This is a genomic window from Massiliimalia timonensis, from assembly GCF_900186585.1.
Classification (GTDB): Bacteria; Bacillota; Clostridia; order Oscillospirales; family Ruminococcaceae; genus Massiliimalia; species Massiliimalia timonensis.
The window spans coordinates 423,330-442,189 of the sequence record NZ_FYDD01000003.1 but is presented as its reverse complement, the minus strand read 5'-3'; the positions used below and the strand labels follow the sequence as shown (position 1 = coordinate 442,189).

Below are 18,860 nucleotides of genomic sequence, written 5' to 3'. Positions count from 1 at the left end.
GTAAAAAATAAAGTGTGATAAGAAGAAGTTTTTCTTATCACACTTTTTATTATAAGTTCTGAAGCAAATAGAATCAAATACCTATATTTTATGTTTATCCATGCTCAAAAAGCATTTTGCAAAGGTGATAAACCTGTTTGCAGCCAAACTAAACGGCTGCCCTCTTTTCCATGCAAGCACACTGGTGGCTGTTAATTCTGGAAACAACGGACGGTATGCCAGCTTTGTACGGTCCCAAAACGGAAGCGCACCTTCTAAAGTAATAGAATAACCCAATCCCCCAAAAACCATAACTGCCCCGTTTGTGCTGAAATTACTGGTAAAACGCACCTGAAGATCCGAATAATCACTTCCAAACCAATTTGCCAGTTCATTCTGCACACTTGTCCTTCTCGGGAAAATCAGCGGCGCCTCTTTCAAATCCTTTGCAGTCACGTACTCTTGCTTTGCCAGTGGGTCGTCGGGACGCATCAGCACGATCCATTTTTCTTTGACCGCCATCCGGATAAAACCGTATTTCTCAATATCGATCGGTTCCAGCAGCAGTCCTATATCAACCAGCCCTTTATCCATCTGCTCCTTCACAGCGTCCGCATTTTCGGTATAAATGTCATAGGTCACCCGGGGATAACGCCTGCTAAAGGATTTCAGCAATTCTGGCAAAAGCTGTACCGAAGCCATCTCCCCGCAGACGATCGTAATCTTTCCCTTGATCTGTTCTTCCTGTTCCAATAGCTCCTGTTCTGTTTTATCCACCAATTGCAGGATCTCTTCCGCCCTTCTGCGCAAAAGCATCCCCTCGTCTGTCAAAGCGATCCTTCTTGCACCGCGGTGAAACAGCGTTACCCCCAGTTCCCGCTCCATCTGCGATAACTGCCGGCTCAAAGTAGGCTGTGTGATATGCAGTACTTCTGCCGCCTTGGTGATGCTCTCTTCCCTGACGACTGTTAAAAAATAGTGGAGCACTCGAATTTCCATCTTTTTCACCTTGCCTTTCCTGTCAGTTTATCCTACCATACCCATGCTCAAAAAGCAAGAAATAAGGGAAATACGTTATATAGCGTATGAATTATTCGTTGTAAAAACAACTGAATATACTCCTATTTTGTGATAAACTAATTCTATCAAAGAAAGGATGGTATTTATGGAACAGCTCATTAAAAATATTGCGCACGCAACCATTCTTCCCCTTGCGGAAGAGGTTTCCTACCAGCCCGGTCAAATCGTAAGCAAAACCTTGTCGCAAAACCGGCATCACAGCCTGACCCTGTTTGCATTTGACAAAGGGGAAGAGATCAGCACCCACGAATCAAGCGGTGACGCCATGATCCTTGCCTTAGACGGAACAGGAAAAATCACCATTGATTCAACCGAATATTTACTCAACGCCGGGGAGACAATTATCATGCCTGCCCAAAAGCCCCATGCGGTCTTTGCCGAAGAACGGTTTAAAATGTTCCTCATTGTGATGTTTCCAGAATCAAATTAAATGCAAAAGAGCGGTGATCAAAAATCATCACTCTTTTGCGCCTTTCCTGAATCGTCACAGTTCACAGCATGTTTCCCGCATTTCGTTTCCTGTCCTTTTATATTTTAAGATCACTGTGTTGTCTTAAAGGCGGCCGCCCTTATTATTTCGGTCAATCAACGCCTGAATCTCAGAAAGATAGCTGGCGCCCTCCATCGGCCCCCGCTTTTGCACAGCCAAAGCCCCGGCGGCGCAGCCCATTTTAGCAGCTTCCTCCAACCCGCATCCCTGAACTAAGGCGGCAAGAAATGCGCCGTCAAAGCAATCGCCCGCGCCGGTCGGGTCTGTTTCGCATGCAGGAAATGGGGGTACAATAAACTGCTTTTTACGGCCATACACCGCTGTGTCCCTGTTTCCATTCTTCACCACGACTGTCTGCGCCCCGCAAAGCAGTTTTTTTGCCCCCTCTTCTACAGTTTGGCTGCCTGTGATCTGCTTTAGTTCCCCTGCGCCGGTTAAAACAAGGTCCGCCTGGCATAAAACCCGCATAAAGATCTCCTTTGTTTCTTGATCTCTCATCAATTCCGGACGAATATTAGGGTCAAATGAGACAGACACCCCATTTTCGGCCGCTACTTCAACGCCTATTGCAATCGCACGGGCGATCTGAGGCGCGGCAAGCAGAGAGCAGCCCATGATATGCAGGTATTTCGCAGAAGATATGTATTGCCTGTCAATCTCCTCCGGCTGGACGTTTCCGATCGCAGAATCTTTAAAATGATAGATGAACCCCCTCTCCCCATCATGATGATAAGTCACGAACGCAATCCCGGTCAAACGGTCCGGGTCGGTTATTACCTGGGATATATCCACTCCATCAGCTTCCAAGCGTTTCAAATTCAACGCTCCAAACGGGTCGTTTCCCACCCTTGAAATGATCCCGCAGCTGACCCCCATACGGGCGGCCTGATCTGCAAAAATAGCCGGTGCCCCGCTTGGATAAGGCCCGCAGAACATCCCGGGCTTTAAAAAGGTCTGCCCTTTTTCCTGTGCCATGATCTCAACTAAAATTTCCCCAATGGTAACAATATCCGGCATGACAGTTCCTCCTTGTCGGTCTGATCTTCCTTAGCTGATCCCGGCAGATGCCCCAACAGGCCTTTTTATGCTTTACCGTGCCGGCAACAGATTCCGCTCCTTCATTATTTTTTATTATATCACAAAAATCCCAAAGACGGCAATCCGAAAGGATTGTTTCCACGGCTGGTATATGGTAAAATAAAACTATATTACATACTATCAACTTTTTAAAAAGGAGCATTTTTAAGATGAATTTTCAAAACAGAACCGCAATCGTAACTGGGGGCACCTCTGGGATCGGAGAAAGCACTGTCCGCCAGCTGTTGGAAAAAGGCGCGACTGTTCTGGTTTTAGGACGGAATGCAGAAAAAGGAAAGCAACTGGAAGCCTTAGGAAACTGCAAATTTTATTCCTGTGACGTTGCTGACCCAGCCTCGATCGAATCAGTTTGCAGCAAAATTTTAGAAGCACATCCCACCATTGATATTTTAGTAAACAACGCGGGAATGTCCTTAGACGGAACGGTGGAAAGCCTGACGCTGGAAGAATGGAACCGCATTTTCGCAGTCAACGTGACCAGTATCTATCTAATGAGCAAATACATTGTACCGGCAATGCGCAAAAACGGATACGGCCGGATCATCAATATCGGCTCTACTGCTGGGACAGTTGGCGCCTGGGGGCTTCACGCTTATTCTGCAACCAAAGGTGCGGTGATTCAGCTTTCCAAAAGCATGGCCGCAGAATACGCCAAAGAGGGGATCCTTGTCAACTGCCTTTGCCCAGGCGGTACGATGACCCCGTTGATGGAGGGGATCGGCGCGAACGATCTGGACGATTTTGCAAAATTATTCCCGATCGGCCGTTTGGCACAGCCTGATGAGATCGCCCGCACCATCGTTTTTCTGGCAAGCGAAGAAGCCAGCTTTATGGCGGGAAGCACCGTTTTGGTGGACGGCGGGTTCACCTGCATTTAAAAAAATAGCCATAGGTTAAGTATAAACCTATGGCTATTTTTGCCTTTCATATCCCGTAAACAACTGTTCAATCAAAGCATCGGAAGCCGGGAGGGACAGATACCAGCATGACCCCTACGGCCTCCAGCATGTTCTGCTGAAGATAGTCATACCGTTTTTGAAGATCAAGTTCTTCCGGTGACAGTTGGAAAACGCTGTCCAGCACATGATAAAAATCACCCGGATGTTCCTGTAAGTAACGAAGGGAATCCTTAAAATATTGTTCTTCGGCGGCAAATTTCCGTTCACAGTAGTTTTTCAGCCCATCTCTTGCTGCTGCCAAAGGGATCGTATGTCCATACCGCAGATTTCCTCTCATCCCGATGGCAAGTTCCTCCATATCGGAAGAACTTTTTATGGGGATCCACAGCACCCCGGAATCATGGTCTAAAAGTCCCGGTTCCTCTATTAATGGTTCCAGTTGTACAAACAGTTCCTGTACCGGGACCGGACAAGAAAAGGAAATGGTATAAAGCTTTTTATCTCCCAGATCCTCCGTCATCTGTATGCTGGAAATCGTCGGACTTTCCGCGTAATATCCCTGGGAACGCAGCTGGTCGGAAAAATAAGACAGGCGTTTTACCTGCCACTTCTCCCCAACGGCAAACCGGTCTACACTTGCGCTTCGTATCGTATCCCACCCGGGGACCCAAAAATATCCGGAAGCCACCTCAGGACAAAGGAGTTGCGCTGTCAGTTCATAGGACGCGTTGCCCGGCCGTTCCTGCGAAAACCAATTTTTCACAGAAAAGCAAATAGAGCAGATCATCCATAAAAAAGCTACCAAAGCGGCAGCCACAACAAGTCTTTTCGCAATCGTTTTCTAGATACCCATAAAAACACGCTCCTGTTCTTTTAACCGGATACCCACATACCCCCTAGCCGATGTGTCTTTCATACCCAGACCGGAAAAGGAAAACTTTCTGAATCGCTATGCCTCTAACCATAATGGAACCAACTTAGCTGTATCTGTCTTGATTATAAAAGAAAGCCGGCGAAAAAGAAACCTTTTTCGCCGGCTTTCTTTATTTATTATATGCAAGCGCTAATACTTCAGCAGTCTTTCCAAATCACTGCTTAAGACGCGGCTTTCAGTTCTACAGAAGCAAACATTTCTTCCGAATAGGTCGTCAGCTCTGCGGAATTGATCATCAAATCCTCTCCCGCACCGGACTGGACCTTTGTAATAAGTTCCTCCACAACATCCATTCCGTCGATCACCTGCCCAAATACCGTATAAAAGCCGGTATACTGCGGCCTCCCGCCCAGCTTTTTATAGGCGCTGATCACTTCGCGGGGGAACCCGCCCTCTTCCATCTGTTCAATCAATTCTGTCTGCGCAGACTGATTGCCTACAATGAAAAAACGACTGTCTGATACATACCGTTTGTTAAAAATCCCAGTCTCTTTCCCATAAGCGGATACGGCGCCGCTAAAATGCCACACATTTGGGGTCACCTCCGGCTCTACTGGTTTCCCATTTTCGGTTGCGACTGTCCCACTTGAACCATCCTGTCCATCTGCCCCAGATAAAAAGGTATGCTCATCTCCAGAGATCGGAAAAATATTTTTCCCATTATAAAAACCGTCCTGTACCAATTTTTTAAACTGGTTCACCGTATTGGGAGCATACTGGCCATAAAGCAAGATGCTGATGTTTCCCAGCGATGTATGCAGCACCGCCATATCCTGCCCTTCAGTCGGTTTTTGCAGCTGAACTAACTCCAGTGATTCCTTTTGGGAAGAGGTTTGATCTGTCTGTTCCATGGTACCAACCGGCCCACAGCCCGCCAAAAGGCACAAACTCACCGAAACACCCGCTATTACTTTTATCCAAGCAACCATAGTTTCCTCCACGTTACCATCAACTTTATTTTAGATTATAACGAAAAAAGGCAACCGTTCTTCGGAAAAAATATAAATAATCTGTAAATTTTACTAGTATTTAAGAAGCTTAATTCTTGGTTTTTGTGACCTGTACACCCTGACGTGTTTCTTTTACCTCATAACCAAGCGCTAGAATTTGATCGCGCAGCGCATCCGCTGTTTTGAAATCCTTTTCCTTTCTAGCCTGAGCACGCTGGGAAACAAGCTCCATTACCTCCTGCGGGATTTCCTCTTTCTGTTCTTGATACAGCAAGCCAAGGACCCCCGTTAATTCCAGAAACAGTTTTTCAGCGAACTCCACATATTCTTTCCCGGCAGGGGTATCAGACGACAGGTTTGAATTGATCTCACGCACCAGATCAAACACCGCAGCGATCGCGTCGGCAGTATTCAAATCATCATCCATAGCCGCAATAAACTTTTCTTTATATTGCAGCAATTCTTGTTTTTGAGCCTCGTCCATTGCGGTATCTACCGCCGCGCCCTTGGCACGGGCAAGCAGTTCCTTGCAGTTATACAGACGTTCCAACGCCGATTTGCACTGTTCGATAATCTCCAGCGAATAGTTGATCGGACTGCGGTAATGCGCCTGCAGCATCATAAAACGGATCGGTTCATACCCAAATTTTTCAGCCACTTCCCGGACCGTGAAAAAGTTCCCCAAAGATTTTGACATCTTCCGGTTATCCACGTTAATATATCCGTTATGCATCCAATAGTTCGCAAAAATTTTTCCAGAAGCGCATTCACTTTGTGCGATCTCGTTTTCATGATGCGGAAAGATCAAATCCTGCCCACCGCAGTGCAGGTCAATGGTTTCCCCTAAAATACTTCTGGACATCGCAGAGCATTCGATATGCCATCCCGGACGTCCTTCGCCCCACGGAGACGGCCAGCTTGGCTCGCCCGGCTTTGCAGCTTTCCATAGCGCAAAATCCATAGGGTCCTCTTTCTGTTCCCCAACCGCGATCCGCGCGCCGGATTCCAGATCCTCCAGCGGCATATGGGACAGCTTGCCGTAATCCTTGAACTGATGTGTACGGAAATACACATCCCCATTTGCCTCATAGGCATATCCTTTGTCAACCAGAGTTTTTACGATCTCAAGAATGCTGTCCATGTTTTCCGTTACCTTAGGATGTACCGTAGCTTCCCGGACGTTCAGCCCTTTCGCATCCTTCTGGTACTCCGCAATAAAGCGCTCTGATACCTCATGGGCGGAAACCCCTTCTTCTTTGGCCTTGTTGATGATCTTGTCATCCACATCGGTAAAATTCTGTACAAAGGTCACTTCATTTCCACGGTATTCCAAATAGCTGCGCAGCACATCAAATACGATCATTGGTCGGGCGTTCCCAATATGGATATAGTTATACACCGTCGGCCCACAGGCATACATTTTTACCTTTCCCGGCGTGATGGTTTTGAACTCCTCTTTTTGTCTGGTCAGCGTATTGTATACTTTCATAACAACATTCCTTTCTTCTGTTCATTTTTCTATTTCGGATAACCTATAAAATCTATGATATGGCAGAGCTTTTCTATGCTGATGATCCTGTCCCCTGTTTTTAGAGCCCTGTCGGCTTTTCACCCTATCAGAGTATAGGGAACACAATCCGACTTTAACCAAGGAACTTCATTTTTTACTGTCCCGGCTCCTGATGCTCCAATTCTGCCACCCGTTTTTCCAAACGTTCGATCTTCATCAAAAGCTTGCATAATTCCTGAGAAACTGGATCCGGAATATGGATCTGATCCATTTCCGCGCCAATTTTCTGGCCGTTTCTGCGCACGATTCTGGCAGGTACCCCTACTGCGGTAGAATTAGGCGGGATCTCTGACAACACAACAGCATTGGAGGCGATTTTAGAGTTATCCCCTACCTTAAAGGGGCCCAGTACCTTTGCCCCGCTCCCCACCATAACATGGTTGCCCAGTGTAGGATGCCGCTTGCCGCATTCCTTTCCCGTCCCGCCAAGAGTCACCCCTTGGTAGAGGGTGCAGTCGTCTCCTATAATGGTAGTTTCCCCAATGACGACCCCGCTCCCGTGGTCGATCATCAGCCCCCGGCCAATCTGCGCGCCGGGATGAATTTCAATCCCGGTAAAGAAACGAGTAAGCTGGGAAATCAGCCTTGCCAGAAAAAACAAATGGCGCTTATAAAACCAATGTGCCAGCCGGTACCAGAACACTGCATGGAATCCCGAATAAAGCAGGAAGATCTCCAAGCAGTTTCTTGCCGCCGGGTCCCTGCGTTTAATGGATTGTAAATCGTACCGTATATTTCGAAACATTGTTGTAACATTCCCCCTATAAAAGAAAAAGCCTTCAAAAAGAGCCATTCAGCTCCCTTTGAAGGCGGCATGTTCCGCGGTTCCACTTCAATTTATCACTTATCAAACCGTCCGATAACGCGGACGAAACGTGCAGTAGTAGTAAGAAAAATTTTCTGTTCCCCTGCCTGCTCCAAGACGCACTTCGCACTCCACCCGATCCCGCAGGCCCTTTCAGCCGGTGAGGTCCGCTCTCTGTAGGGGGAAAAGAGGCTACTCTTTCTTTTCTTCGCATTTCTATATGATATGTATATACTCTAACACAATGTGCCAGATTTTTCAAGTTTATTTTGTGGTATTGATGCAGCTGCGGTTCTTCACCAGATAATCAATCCCAGAAATTACTGTCACCACTGCGGTGATCCACATTAAAATATTCCCGGTCATTTCAATCGCACTTTCCAGTCCCAGATTACCAATCTCATTCACAGAAAACAGCAGTAAAATCGCCACAATAGACACCATCTGCACCACAGTTTTTACCTTGCCGTAAATGCTTGCCGCGATGACTGTGCCATCCGCCGCCGCAACCAGCCGCAGAGAGGTCACCAAAAATTCACGGGTCACTACAATGATCACCACTACCGGGCTGCACACCCCCAGCGAAATAAAACAAATCAAAGCAGACAGTACCAAAACTTTATCTGCCAACGGGTCTAAAAACTTCCCAAAGGTAGTCACCAAACCATGCTTTCGTGCAATATTTCCATCCAAGGCATCGGTAATCGCCGCCACTGCAAACACGAGCAGCGCCAGAGGATAATGATACGGGATTTGGCTGATCAACAGAAATGCCACAAAAAACGGTACCAGAATTACCCGCAGCAGCGTTAACTTATTCGGTAAATTCATATGTTTCCTTCCTTTCAGGCAGCAAGGCCTATACTTCTTCTCCCACTAAGTCATAATCACATACTTCGTCGATCCTTACCTGGATAAAATCGCCCATGGTATGCTGTTTGTCTGAGGTAAAGAAAATTTTTCCGTCAATATCCGGCGCGTCTGCCTCACTTCTTCCAAAATAGCATTCCGCCAGCTTGTCAGCGCCCTCCAGCACCACCGTGACAACTTTCCCGATCATCTTTTCGTTGGCGCGTTCCATAATGGTCATCTGCTCCTCCATGATGATCTCGGCACGCCGTTCCCTGATTTTTTCATCAACCTGCGGCGACATCTGCGCCGCAACGGTTCCCTCCTCCTCGGAATATGCAAAACAGCCTAACCGGTCAAATTTCATCTCTTTCACAAATTCTACCAGTTCCACAAACTGTTCCTGCGTTTCGGTCGGGAAGCCGGAAATCAAGGTAGTGCGCAGCGTCAGCCCCGGAATTTTCTGCCGCAGCTTCTGTATCAGGGCGACGGTATCCTGTTTGTTCATCGGGCGGTTCATCTTCCGCAAAATATCATCATTGCAGTGCTGAAGCGGTAAATCTATGTATTTTGCAACCTTTTCTTCCGCTACCATCACTTCGATCAATTCATCGGTCACCTTATCCGGATAACAATAAAGCACCCGAATCCACTGGAACCCATCGATCTTACACAGTTCCTTTAGCAGCTTCGCAAGGCGGTACTCCCCATATAAGTCTTCCCCGTAACGGGTCGTATCCTGTGCAACAAGGATCAGCTCTTTGACCCCCTCTTTTGCCAGCCAGCGTGCTTCCTCCAGCACATCTTCCATAGGCTTAGATCGGAAACGCCCCCTAATTTCCGGAATCGCACAGTAGGTGCAGCAATTGTCACAGCCTTCCGCGATCTTCAAATAAGCGTAATACGGCAGGGTGGAGATAACACGCCCACCGCAAAGCGGCAGGTCTTCCTTTGCACCATAACGCTGCACCTTTTTTCCCGCTAAGGCCGACTGGATCACATCGCAGATCTTCTCATTCGAGCCAATCCCTACCACAGCGTCTACTTCAGGCATCTCTTCCAAGATCTGCTCCCGGTAGCGTTCCGCCAAACAACCTGTCACGATAATGGCCTTGATGCGGCCTTCATTTTTCAGGTTGATGAACTCGATAATATTTTCAATGGCTTCTTCCTTGGCGGACTGGATAAACCCACAGGTATTGATCACTACAACATCACAATTCCCAGTGTCCGATACCAACTTATATCCTTTGTGTTGTAACCGGTCCAACAGCATTTCTGCATCCACCTGGTTTTTTGGACATCCCAGGGAAACCATCCCTACTCGTATTGCCATTCGTCTTCTTCCTCCAACTCTATTTGCTCCAAGTACTCCCGCACCGCAGCCCGGACATCCCCATAGGAAAACCCCAGCCTGAGCAGTGCGTTAATGACCTTTTGGTTGCCTTTTGGGTCACCCAGATAGCGGGCATATTTCGTATCAATCAGCCGGCGGATCTGATCTTCCGGCTGTACTTCACAAGCCTCTAACGCAAGACGGGCCACCTCGTCCGGGATCCCTTTTTGCCGCATCTCATAAAGGCTTTTCTTTTCACTCCACTGCTTTTGGTTTAAATAATAGTCCGCCAGCTTCTCCGCATAACGTTCATCGTTTAGAAGCCCAAGCTCCAGCATCTTGGCCACCGTGTGGGCGGCCGCCTCGTCCGAAACGTTCCGCCGCAGTTTTTGATACAACTCCTTTTCGGAATGATCCCGGTAAGACAACAGGTAAAAAGCCCGCTCCCTGGCACGGCGCAGCTGGGCGGCTGCCTTTAGCTGTTCCAGAAAAGCTTCGGTTACCTCCATGCCTGCCCGGACATGGTGCTCCGTCAAAATCTCCGCATCCAGAATATAAAAATATTCTCCGTCAACATAAACGGTATACCGCGTCTTGCTTTTTTTCTCGATCTCTGTAATTTTCATCGGAATTATTCAAAATCCTCGTCATCCGGGTCAATATCCATAAATAGATTATCATTTGCCGGTTTAGAAGCCGGGGCGCCCTTTTCCTCTGCAGCTCCAGCAGCAGGAGCTGGGTCGGGCATTGATTTAGCTGTTTTAGAAGCAGCGTCCAACGCCTCTTTCTGATGGTCACGGATTTTCTGCGCAATTTCTTCGCAAAGCTGTGGGTTTTCTTTCAGCAGGATCTTCACCTTGTCACGTCCCTGTCCCAAACGCTCACCGTTATAGCTGAACCATGCGCCGCTTTTATGGATAATATCAAGGTCAGTCGCAAAGTCAATGATCTCCCCCTCGCGGGAAACGCCTTCTCCATACATGATGTCAAACACTACTTCTTTAAATGGCGGAGCTACTTTATTTTTCACGATCTTACACTTGGTCTTATTTCCGATGATTTCGGAACCATTTTTGATCGCCTCGCCTTTGCGAACTTCGATTCGGACAGAGGAATAGAACTTCAATGCCCGGCCGCCGGGAGTTGTTTCCGGATTGCCGTACATCACGCCGATCTTTTCACGGACCTGATTGATAAATACCGCCACACAGTTAGATTTGGAGATCACACTGGTCAATTTTCTCAATGCTTGGGACATCAGCCGCGCCTGTAAGCCAACGTGGCTGGAGCCCATTTCCCCATCAATTTCAGCACGGGTCACCATAGCGGCAACAGAGTCTAAAACGATCACATCGATCGCTCCGGAGCGAATGAGGGCCTCCATGATCTCCAGCGCTTGTTCCCCGGTATCCGGCTGGGAAACCAAAAGCGAATCAATATCAACCCCCAAAGCTTTGGCATAAATAGGGTCCAAAGCGTGCTCTACGTCGATAAACGCAGCTTCCCCGCCTTCTTTCTGCGCTTCTGCTACGATCTGCAAAGCAACCGTCGTTTTCCCGGAAGATTCCGGCCCATACACCTCAACGATCCTTCCGCGCGGTACCCCGCCGATCCCCAGCGCCATGTCAAGCCCCAAAGAACCAGTAGAGATATGATCCACATTCATGGTTTTCGCTTCACCCAGTTTCATCACAGCGCCCTTGCCAAACTGCTTTTCAATCTGGCTGATCGCGTTGTCCAACGCCTTTTTCCGCTCGCTAGCCGCCACCTGTTCCACTGCCGGCTTTGATTTTGGTTTTACTGCCATTTTTATTTCCTCCTATCAATCAGGTCTTTTTCCAAAAACAATTCGGTCAATGCCGCACAAATCTTTTTGTGTGCCCACCGATTCAAACCCATGTCCCTCTAATATATCGCAAACAGCTTGATGCTGATGGATCCCTACTTCATAAATAAGCCCTCCGCCGGGCTTTAAACGCTCTTTCCAGACCTCTGTCAGTTTCCGGTAAAAAAAAAGCCCCTCTTCCTCTGCAAACAGGGCCTCTTCCGGTTCATAAGAAAGCTCCTTTTGCAGTTTTTCCCGGTCCTTTGACGAGATATAAGGCGGGTTTGATACGATCAGATCAAACCCAGTTTCCAAGGTAGACGGAGAGATTGCGTCGTCTTGCAGCAAGGTGACTGGCACCCTGTTTTTTTCAATGTTTCGCCGGCAGTATTCCGCCGCTTTTTCTGACTTTTCCAAAGCGAACACCCGGCTTTTGGTCAGGTACTTTGCCAACGTAACGGCAATGCAACCGCTTCCGCTGCACAGGTCGATGATCCGTTCCGGCTGATGCTTTGAACAGCTTTGGAGCACCCATTCGCACAAGGTTTCCGTATCTTGGCGGGGAATCAAAACACCTTCCCCCACATCAAACGGAAGCCCGTAAAATTCCCACTCGCCTAGCAGGTATTGAAGCGGATACCCGTTACAGCGCTTTCGGCAGCAGTTTTCCACTGTCGCCTGCTGCTGCGGCGTTATCTCTATCCTGTCGGAAAGCAGATCCGTTTCTTTCAGCGAAAACAGCCCTGTTAAAAGCTGACGGCTTTCAAAACGCGCGTTTTCTATCCCGGATTCCTGAAGCGTTCGTACGGTCTGCCGATAAAACTCTTTCAGCTTCATATGCTTACCAGCGGTCCTCCCCTTCAGTTTGAGGAAGCACCGGCTTTAACGAAGCGATCGCCACTTCGATCTGATCGCCATCCGGCTCGTTAGTGGTCAGATGCTGCAGCTTTAGGCCGGGGAAAGAAATGATCTTGGTGAACAGGTTGTCGTACCGCCCTGCAAGCTTGATCAACTCATAAGCGATCCCGATCACCACCGGCAAAAGCGCCAGCTTCAGCAGTGTGCGGATCAGAGGATTGCTCCATGTCACAGCCGAGAAGATCAAAATCCCCAAAATCAATACTAAAATCAAAAAGCTGGTGCCGCATCTTGGGTGAAATCTGGAATGCTTTTTGATATTTTCTACTGTCAGTTCCTCTCCCGCTTCATAGCAGGCGATCGTTTTGTGTTCCGCGCCATGGTACTGGAACATGCGTCGCATATCCGGAATCTTCCCGACCAAATACATATAGAGGATAAAGATAACGATTTTAATAACTCCTTCAATCAAGCCCTTCCAAACACCGACCGGGAACAGCTTATCCAGCCCCCATACAACCACCGTAGGCAGCAGCATAAAAAGCACCACAGCCAGCACGACTCCTAAAATCGCGCTGAGCCAGCTGACATATTTCATCAGCTTATCCCCAAAGTGCTTTTCCAGCCACAGATCAAATTTGGAAGGCTCTTCTTCCTCCAGTTCCATTCCCGAAACCTCGGCGGATTTCATCAAACAGCGGTAGCCGATCAGCAAGCTGTCTATCATATTGAAAATTCCGCGCACAAACGGGATCCGTTTCCATCTGCTTGACCCGGGTTTGGCACGGTTGTCCCAAACCTCCACGTCAATGCTTTGGTCCGGCTTTCTGACCGCCATTGCTGTTTGGCGCACACCGCGCATCATAACCCCTTCGATCAACGCCTGTCCGCCTATCGAGGTCTTATAGTTGGAGCATTTTTCTTTTTCTGGCACGTACTTGTACCCCTTTCTATTGGTTCGGTTCGCTTTCCCCTGTAGTGATCTGGGTGGGGCGTTCCGTATCCTTTGCCATCACTGGTATCCGGATGATAACCGTTGTCCCGACATCCAACTCGCTTTCCACGGTCAGCGTCCCATCATGAAGCTGTACGATCTCATTTGCCACCGCAAGCCCGATCCCGGACCCGCGGCGGGTAGAATTTGCTTTATAAAATTTTTCTTTTACTTTGGGCAGGTCCTCCGCCGCGATCCCGCAGCCGGTATCCTGCACCCGGATCTCGATAAAGCCGTCTTCCTCTTTTACCGAAACGCGGACGGTATCCCCCCGGTCCGAATATTTCAGCGCATTGTCAATGACATTGATAAAGACCTGCTTTAACCGGTTCTTATCTCCAAACACATAAGAAACATTCTCCGGCTCGCTGTATTCAAAGTGAATGGCGTCCCGGCGGGCGCGTTCCGTATACATCAGCACCGCATCGCCAAGCTCCGCCAAAATATCGATCCTGGTTTTGACCAGCGTAAAACGCCCATTCTGAATCCTGGAAAAGTCCAAAAGCTCCTCCACCATATTGGACAAACGCTCTGTTTCGTTCAAGATAACATGCATCCCGCGCTGTACCATCTGCCGGTCGTCCGGCCCCATGGTCATCAGAGTTTCGCCCCAGCCTTTGATCGCAGTAAGCGGGGTGCGCAGTTCATGGGATACGGAAGAGATAAATTCATTTTTCATCTTTTCTGAGTTCTGGATCTCGTCCGCCATATAGTTGATGATGTCGCACAATTCCCCGATCTCGTCGTCGGAACGCTTCAGGATACGGGCGCTCATGTCCCCGGTTGCGAAGCCGCGCGCCACAGTTCCCACTTCCTGGACCGGAATGACAATAGAACGGATAAAGTACGAGCTTGTCACCAAAATCAGGGCAAGGATCAGCACCATCACCCCGCAAAGGATCAGGATCACTGTCAGGATAGTGCGGTCTACGTTTTCCAGCGAAATCACATACCGCACCGCCGAAACATCCCCGCTGAATACCGGGAGCACAACTGTCATCGCCATTACCTTTTCATTGGTGCCTTCCAGCTTATATACCCTTGTTCCCCGCCCGACAGGATCCTCCTTCGTCGCGGCATAGTCTGGCATATCGTAAGAGGAGAAGTAAGAAAACCCGCTCGACGTCACAATGATATTTCCGTTGTGATCGACCGCCATCATTTCCATTTTATCCTTATCTTCAAAGGCTTCTACCAAGTTTCGGATCTCTGCGTTTAAGTTTGCCTTTCCGGCGGCGGACATATCCTGTACCTGACTATCCCCATAATCCGCACGCAGTTTTAATTCCCGTTCCATGCTGGTGTAATAATAGTTGTGGATCATCAGGGAGGCTGTCAACGTAACCACTACCAAAACAAGCAGGATCACCCCTAAGCTGTTGATGATCCAACGTTTGGTAATACTGCGGTACGCCATGCTCTGCCCCTCCTTTCTGATGAAATCTTCTTTCCTTTAATCCACTTCCTGCCACTTGTAGCCAAAGCCCCAGATCGTTTGGATATATTTCGGGCTGGACGGTTCGTCCTCGATCTTCATGCGCAGGCGGCGGATGTTTACATCAACGATCTTAATATCACCATAGTAATTGTCGCCCCAGATCTCTTCCAAAATCCTGCTCCGCTCCAGTGCGACGTTTTTGTTTTTCAAAAACAGGTCCATGATCTGGTATTCCACCTGTGTCAAATCAACCAGAATCCCGTTCTTGGTCAAGGTACGGCTTTTGGGAGAAAGGAGAAACGGGCCGGATTTGATGGGGGAGATCTCTTTTTGACGGTTGTTCACCATGGTAACGCGGCGGTAGATCGCATCTACCCGGGCAACCAGCTCGGAGGGGCTGAACGGCTTTGTCACATAGTCGTCCGCACCGATCATCAATGCCCCGACCTTGTCCATTTCCTGCGTTTTGGCGCTAAGCATGATGATCCCCATGGTAGCGCTCTTTTCCCGAAGCTTTTTACATACTGTAAACCCGTCGATCCCCGGCATCATAATGTCCAAAAGGGCAATGTCAAAATCCCCGTTTTGTTCCTCAAATACGCGCAGGGCGTCTTCCCCGCAACTGACGTCAGTTACAATATATCCGGAACGCTGCAAATTGATCACCACAAAGTCGCGGATCACATCTTCATCTTCACACACTAAAATCTTTTTCATTGCTAGTTCTTCCTCCATTTACTGCAAGATCGAAAATAACTGCTGGACCTCGTTTGGGGTCAGATCAAATTCCGAATGAGTCACTTTCAAATTATAGGCATATACCATCTGTCCATTGGAGCCCAACATCGTATAACCATAAGGAAGCGATGTATCCTGATCCAAGGAAGAACGGGAAAACGGGCGGATTTTTAAGAGTGTTTCCGCCTCGTTTTTAAGATCCCCGTGATAGATAAAAAAGGTCAGCTCGTTGTTGGTCGCATTCCGTTTTGCGGTGATCTGCCCCTCTCCCGAATCAAGCCATTTTTCCGGGATCTTAAAGCTGTATCCCAGCACATAGTTGGTATACGTCGTATCCTGTGCGGTGAGGCTTTGGGTTTTAGAATCATACTGGTACCAGTTGATTAGGTAAGGCTGTTCTGCTACGGCCGCCTCAGAATATCCCGGCAGGGTAATGGTCTGCGGAACCAAATAGCTTTCATTCTCCCCCTTCATAGAGGAAAGCCCCGCATACCGGTATGTTTTCTCCTTTAGTCCATACATCAAAATCGGATTTTGCAGCCGGTTATTTACTGCTGTCAAAATTTCAGTCCCATACTGGTCCGCCCCCTGCTGGGTATCTAAAAATAACGCCGGAGTCCCATCGGGCAGCTTTCCCGGGAAGATATTCACATAAGACGAAACCTCTTCATCCATCCTTGTCTGGCTTAGCTGCCTGCATTCCTCCTGATAAAGGGAATACAACTGCGCCGTTGTTTCCTTTTTCGTATCGCTCAACATGGTATGGGTCAAGGTAATGATCTCTTCATTTCCGTCGTCGTTCAAGTCGTATACCGCAAAGTTGGCACAAGTTGTGGTGAATACCTGTTTTAAAACTCTTTGGGCATATTCATAGATGATCAATGTCTTATCCGATGCGCTTGCGACATTGACCCCTAAAACCAGATATACCCTGCCCCCTGTTTTGATAAAGGAAACTTTTTCGATCTCTGTCCCGTTGACTGTGGTGTTGTCCCAAACCGACACCCATTCACCGTTCTGTTGATCCAAAATGTTCATGCGCACCGAACCTGTTCCGGCATTTGTTTTGTAGAAAACAATCGCTTCCGTGCTGTCCTCATCATCAATATTTTCCACGATAAATGCAGATTTGTAGTCCCCTGTTTTGGGATAAACCAAATTGATAGCATCCCCAACGCTGTCGCGAAGCGCAGCGTCGATCCGGTTTTGCTCTTCGGTCAGCTTGGGAGGCTTCATCAGATTGTCCACAGAAGAAAAGGTCAGCTCGCAGCCAGTAAAAAGGGGAATCACCATACACGCTAACACGATTAGAATCCGTTTCAATGGCAATCTTCCCCCTTTCCTGACATATCCTCATATAGAATCTATTATAACATATCAACACCCAATTTGTATAGATTTTTTGTGAAACTTTTAAAAGCCGTGCAAAGATAAAGAATACCGGTACAGAACTTCTGTACCGGTATTCTTTACCGCTTGGAGATCGGAACATACGGGCGCTTTCTGGCGATCGCCTTATAAGCCGGCCGAATGATCCGGTTATTGTTATACATTTCTTCGATCCGGTGCGCGCTCCAGCCAGCCATGCGGGAGCAGGCAAATAACGGGGTAAACAGGTCTTCTGGGATTTTCAGCATCCGGTAAACTAACCCGGAATACAGGTCCACATTCGCACAAACACTCTTGCAGTCCCCTTTGACCTCCATGAACACCTGCGGAGTCAGCTTTTCCACCAAGCTCAACAGCTTAAATTCCGCTTCGTATTCCGTTCCCTGGGCCAGCTTCATAGCATTCTCACGCAAAATTAACGCGCGCGGGTCAGACTTGGTATATACCGCATGACCCATGCCGTAAATCAGCCCTGTACCATCTCCCGCCTGTTTGAGCAGGATCTTTTTCAAAAAACCAGCAACTTCGTCTTCATCCTCCCAGTTGTGGATTCCTTCCTTCATAAAGCTGAGCATCCGGGAGGTATTGATATTGGCCCCCCCGTGCCGGAAGCCTTTCAAGGAGCCGATCGCCCCAGCATAAGCGGAATAGGTATCCGTTCCGGAAGAGGTCAGCACACGGCAGGTGAAGGTTGAATTGTTCCCGCCGCCATGTTCGGCATGGAGCATCAGGCAAATATCAAGCAGGCGCGCTTCTTCGGGGGTGAATTCCCGGTCCAGCCGCAGCAGGGACAAGATATTTTCCGCCATGCTCTGCCCGGGAACTAAGGGATGCAGCACCATAGATTTGCCGTCATAATGGCTTACCTTTACCTGGTGCGCCTTGACCATGATATTAGGCAGGCGCGCGATCAGCTGCAGGGATTTGCGCATCTCCTGCTCCAAAGAAGCATCTTCTGCGTCTTCATCATAAGAATACAGTGCCAGAACCGATCTTGCCAGCTTATTCATTACATTATTCGACGGAGCTTTCAGCACCATATCTTCAAAAAAGTTCGGCGGTAATTCCCGTGATTCACTCATCAGCTGGGTAAACTGCTCCAGTTGTTTTTGGGTGGGGAGATTCCCAAAAATCAGCAGATAAACGACCTCTTCAAATCCAAACCTTTTTTCTGCAATACAGTTGGACACAATATCGTTAATATTGATCCCCCGATAGATCAGCTGCCCGTCTACCGGTTCCTTTTCCCCTTCGTTGAGCACGTAGCCGTGGACATTACAGATGTGAGTCAGGCCAGCCAATACCCCGGTGCCGTCTTGATTCCTCAACCCGCGTTTAATATCGAAGCTTTCATATAATTCTGAAGGGATATGGTTATATTTTTTATATTCCTCACATAAATTTTTAATAGCCTCCATATGAAATGGGTTTGAAACTTCACTTGTTCCCATAAACGACTCCTCTCCGCGGACAAGACCGCCAGCTTCATTTACCGCACTTCTTTCGGTAGATGTTTCCATCTTACCACAGTATGGAAAATTCGTCAATTATTTTGCAGGAATTTCATAAAAGAATTTCATAATATAATTAGAAAGGAAAAGTTTTTCCAAAATTTTGCCGAAAAACTG

The 18,860-nt window shown here is 48.1% G+C and carries 18 protein-coding genes; 2 read left to right on the top strand and 16 right to left on the bottom strand.

The genetic code is table 11. From position 1 onward, the window contains the following. Nucleotides 1-81 precede the first annotated feature (81 nt). Nucleotides 82-978 (bottom strand): LysR family transcriptional regulator, encoded by an 897-nt coding sequence (locus CIB36_RS04110; RefSeq protein ID WP_093988318.1) that lies wholly within the window; start codon nucleotides 976-978, stop codon nucleotides 82-84. 166 nt (nucleotides 979-1,144) lie between these two features. On the opposite strand from CIB36_RS04110, the gene CIB36_RS04105 reads away from it, so the two are divergent. Then, complete coding sequence (locus CIB36_RS04105; protein ID WP_093988317.1) at nucleotides 1,145-1,489, top strand: cupin domain-containing protein; 345 nt, start codon at nucleotides 1,145-1,147, stop codon at nucleotides 1,487-1,489. A gap of 123 nt (nucleotides 1,490-1,612) precedes the next feature. On the opposite strand, the gene CIB36_RS04100 is transcribed toward CIB36_RS04105, so the two are convergent. Then, nucleotides 1,613-2,566: a sugar kinase gene (locus tag CIB36_RS04100; protein ID WP_093988316.1), complete on the bottom strand. Its 954-nt coding sequence runs from the start codon at nucleotides 2,564-2,566 to the stop codon at nucleotides 1,613-1,615. Between the two features lie 230 nt (nucleotides 2,567-2,796). On the opposite strand from CIB36_RS04100, the gene CIB36_RS04095 reads away from it, so the two are divergent. Then, nucleotides 2,797-3,525 (top strand): SDR family NAD(P)-dependent oxidoreductase, encoded by a 729-nt coding sequence (locus CIB36_RS04095; protein ID WP_093988315.1) that lies wholly within the window; start codon nucleotides 2,797-2,799, stop codon nucleotides 3,523-3,525. A 67-nt stretch (nucleotides 3,526-3,592) separates the two neighbouring features. Here CIB36_RS04095 and CIB36_RS04090 read toward each other — a convergent pair whose 3' ends face one another. From CIB36_RS04090 to CIB36_RS04025, 14 genes are all read right to left on the bottom strand, one after another. Then, entirely contained in the window at nucleotides 3,593-4,333 is a 741-nt protein-coding gene (locus CIB36_RS04090) for a hypothetical protein (protein ID WP_158662576.1), read from the bottom strand. 308 nt (nucleotides 4,334-4,641) lie between these two features. Further along, a complete protein-coding gene (locus CIB36_RS04085) occupies nucleotides 4,642-5,409 on the bottom strand; it encodes a peptidylprolyl isomerase (RefSeq protein WP_093988313.1) in 768 nt (255 codons plus the stop codon). Nucleotides 5,410-5,518: 109 nt separating this feature from the next. After that, nucleotides 5,519-6,919 carry a cysteine--tRNA ligase gene (gene cysS, locus CIB36_RS04080; RefSeq protein WP_093988312.1) on the bottom strand — a complete coding sequence of 467 codons (1,401 nt, stop codon included), beginning with the start codon at nucleotides 6,917-6,919 and terminating at the stop codon, nucleotides 5,519-5,521. A 175-nt stretch (nucleotides 6,920-7,094) separates the two neighbouring features. Continuing rightward, nucleotides 7,095-7,745: a serine O-acetyltransferase EpsC gene (gene epsC, locus CIB36_RS04075; RefSeq protein WP_093988980.1), complete on the bottom strand. Its 651-nt coding sequence runs from the start codon at nucleotides 7,743-7,745 to the stop codon at nucleotides 7,095-7,097. Nucleotides 7,746-8,069: 324 nt separating this feature from the next. Next, nucleotides 8,070-8,636 (bottom strand): CDP-diacylglycerol--glycerol-3-phosphate 3-phosphatidyltransferase, encoded by a 567-nt coding sequence (pgsA, locus tag CIB36_RS04070; protein ID WP_093988311.1) that lies wholly within the window; start codon nucleotides 8,634-8,636, stop codon nucleotides 8,070-8,072. 28 nt (nucleotides 8,637-8,664) lie between these two features. Continuing rightward, nucleotides 8,665-9,990, bottom strand: a complete 1,326-nt coding sequence (gene rimO, locus CIB36_RS04065) for a 30S ribosomal protein S12 methylthiotransferase RimO (RefSeq protein ID WP_093988310.1) — start codon at nucleotides 9,988-9,990, stop codon at nucleotides 8,665-8,667. Next, the gene (locus CIB36_RS04060; RefSeq protein WP_093988309.1) at nucleotides 9,975-10,616 is read right to left on the bottom strand and encodes a regulatory protein RecX; all 642 of its coding nucleotides are present in this window, start codon (nucleotides 10,614-10,616) and stop codon (nucleotides 9,975-9,977) included. The genes rimO and CIB36_RS04060 overlap by 16 nt, the downstream gene beginning before the upstream one ends. A gap of 5 nt (nucleotides 10,617-10,621) precedes the next feature. Further along, complete coding sequence (gene recA / locus CIB36_RS04055) at nucleotides 10,622-11,797, bottom strand: recombinase RecA (protein WP_093988308.1); 1,176 nt, start codon at nucleotides 11,795-11,797, stop codon at nucleotides 10,622-10,624. A gap of 15 nt (nucleotides 11,798-11,812) precedes the next feature. Further along, nucleotides 11,813-12,652 (bottom strand): peptide chain release factor N(5)-glutamine methyltransferase, encoded by an 840-nt coding sequence (prmC, locus tag CIB36_RS04050; protein WP_093988307.1) that lies wholly within the window; start codon nucleotides 12,650-12,652, stop codon nucleotides 11,813-11,815. Between the two features lie 4 nt (nucleotides 12,653-12,656). After that, nucleotides 12,657-13,607, bottom strand: a complete 951-nt coding sequence (locus CIB36_RS04045) for a DUF1385 domain-containing protein (RefSeq protein WP_229408181.1) — start codon at nucleotides 13,605-13,607, stop codon at nucleotides 12,657-12,659. Between the two features lie 16 nt (nucleotides 13,608-13,623). Then, complete coding sequence (locus CIB36_RS04040) at nucleotides 13,624-15,084, bottom strand: sensor histidine kinase (RefSeq protein ID WP_093988306.1); 1,461 nt, start codon at nucleotides 15,082-15,084, stop codon at nucleotides 13,624-13,626. A 36-nt stretch (nucleotides 15,085-15,120) separates the two neighbouring features. Continuing rightward, entirely contained in the window at nucleotides 15,121-15,822 is a 702-nt protein-coding gene (locus tag CIB36_RS04035; RefSeq protein WP_093988305.1) for a response regulator transcription factor, read from the bottom strand. 18 nt (nucleotides 15,823-15,840) lie between these two features. Beyond that, complete coding sequence (locus tag CIB36_RS04030) at nucleotides 15,841-17,166, bottom strand: hypothetical protein (RefSeq protein ID WP_154824630.1); 1,326 nt, start codon at nucleotides 17,164-17,166, stop codon at nucleotides 15,841-15,843. A 146-nt stretch (nucleotides 17,167-17,312) separates the two neighbouring features. After that, nucleotides 17,313-18,683, bottom strand: coding sequence for a citrate/2-methylcitrate synthase (locus CIB36_RS04025; protein WP_229408180.1), 1,371 nt, complete (start codon nucleotides 18,681-18,683; stop codon nucleotides 17,313-17,315). Nucleotides 18,684-18,860: the final 177 nt, after the last annotated feature.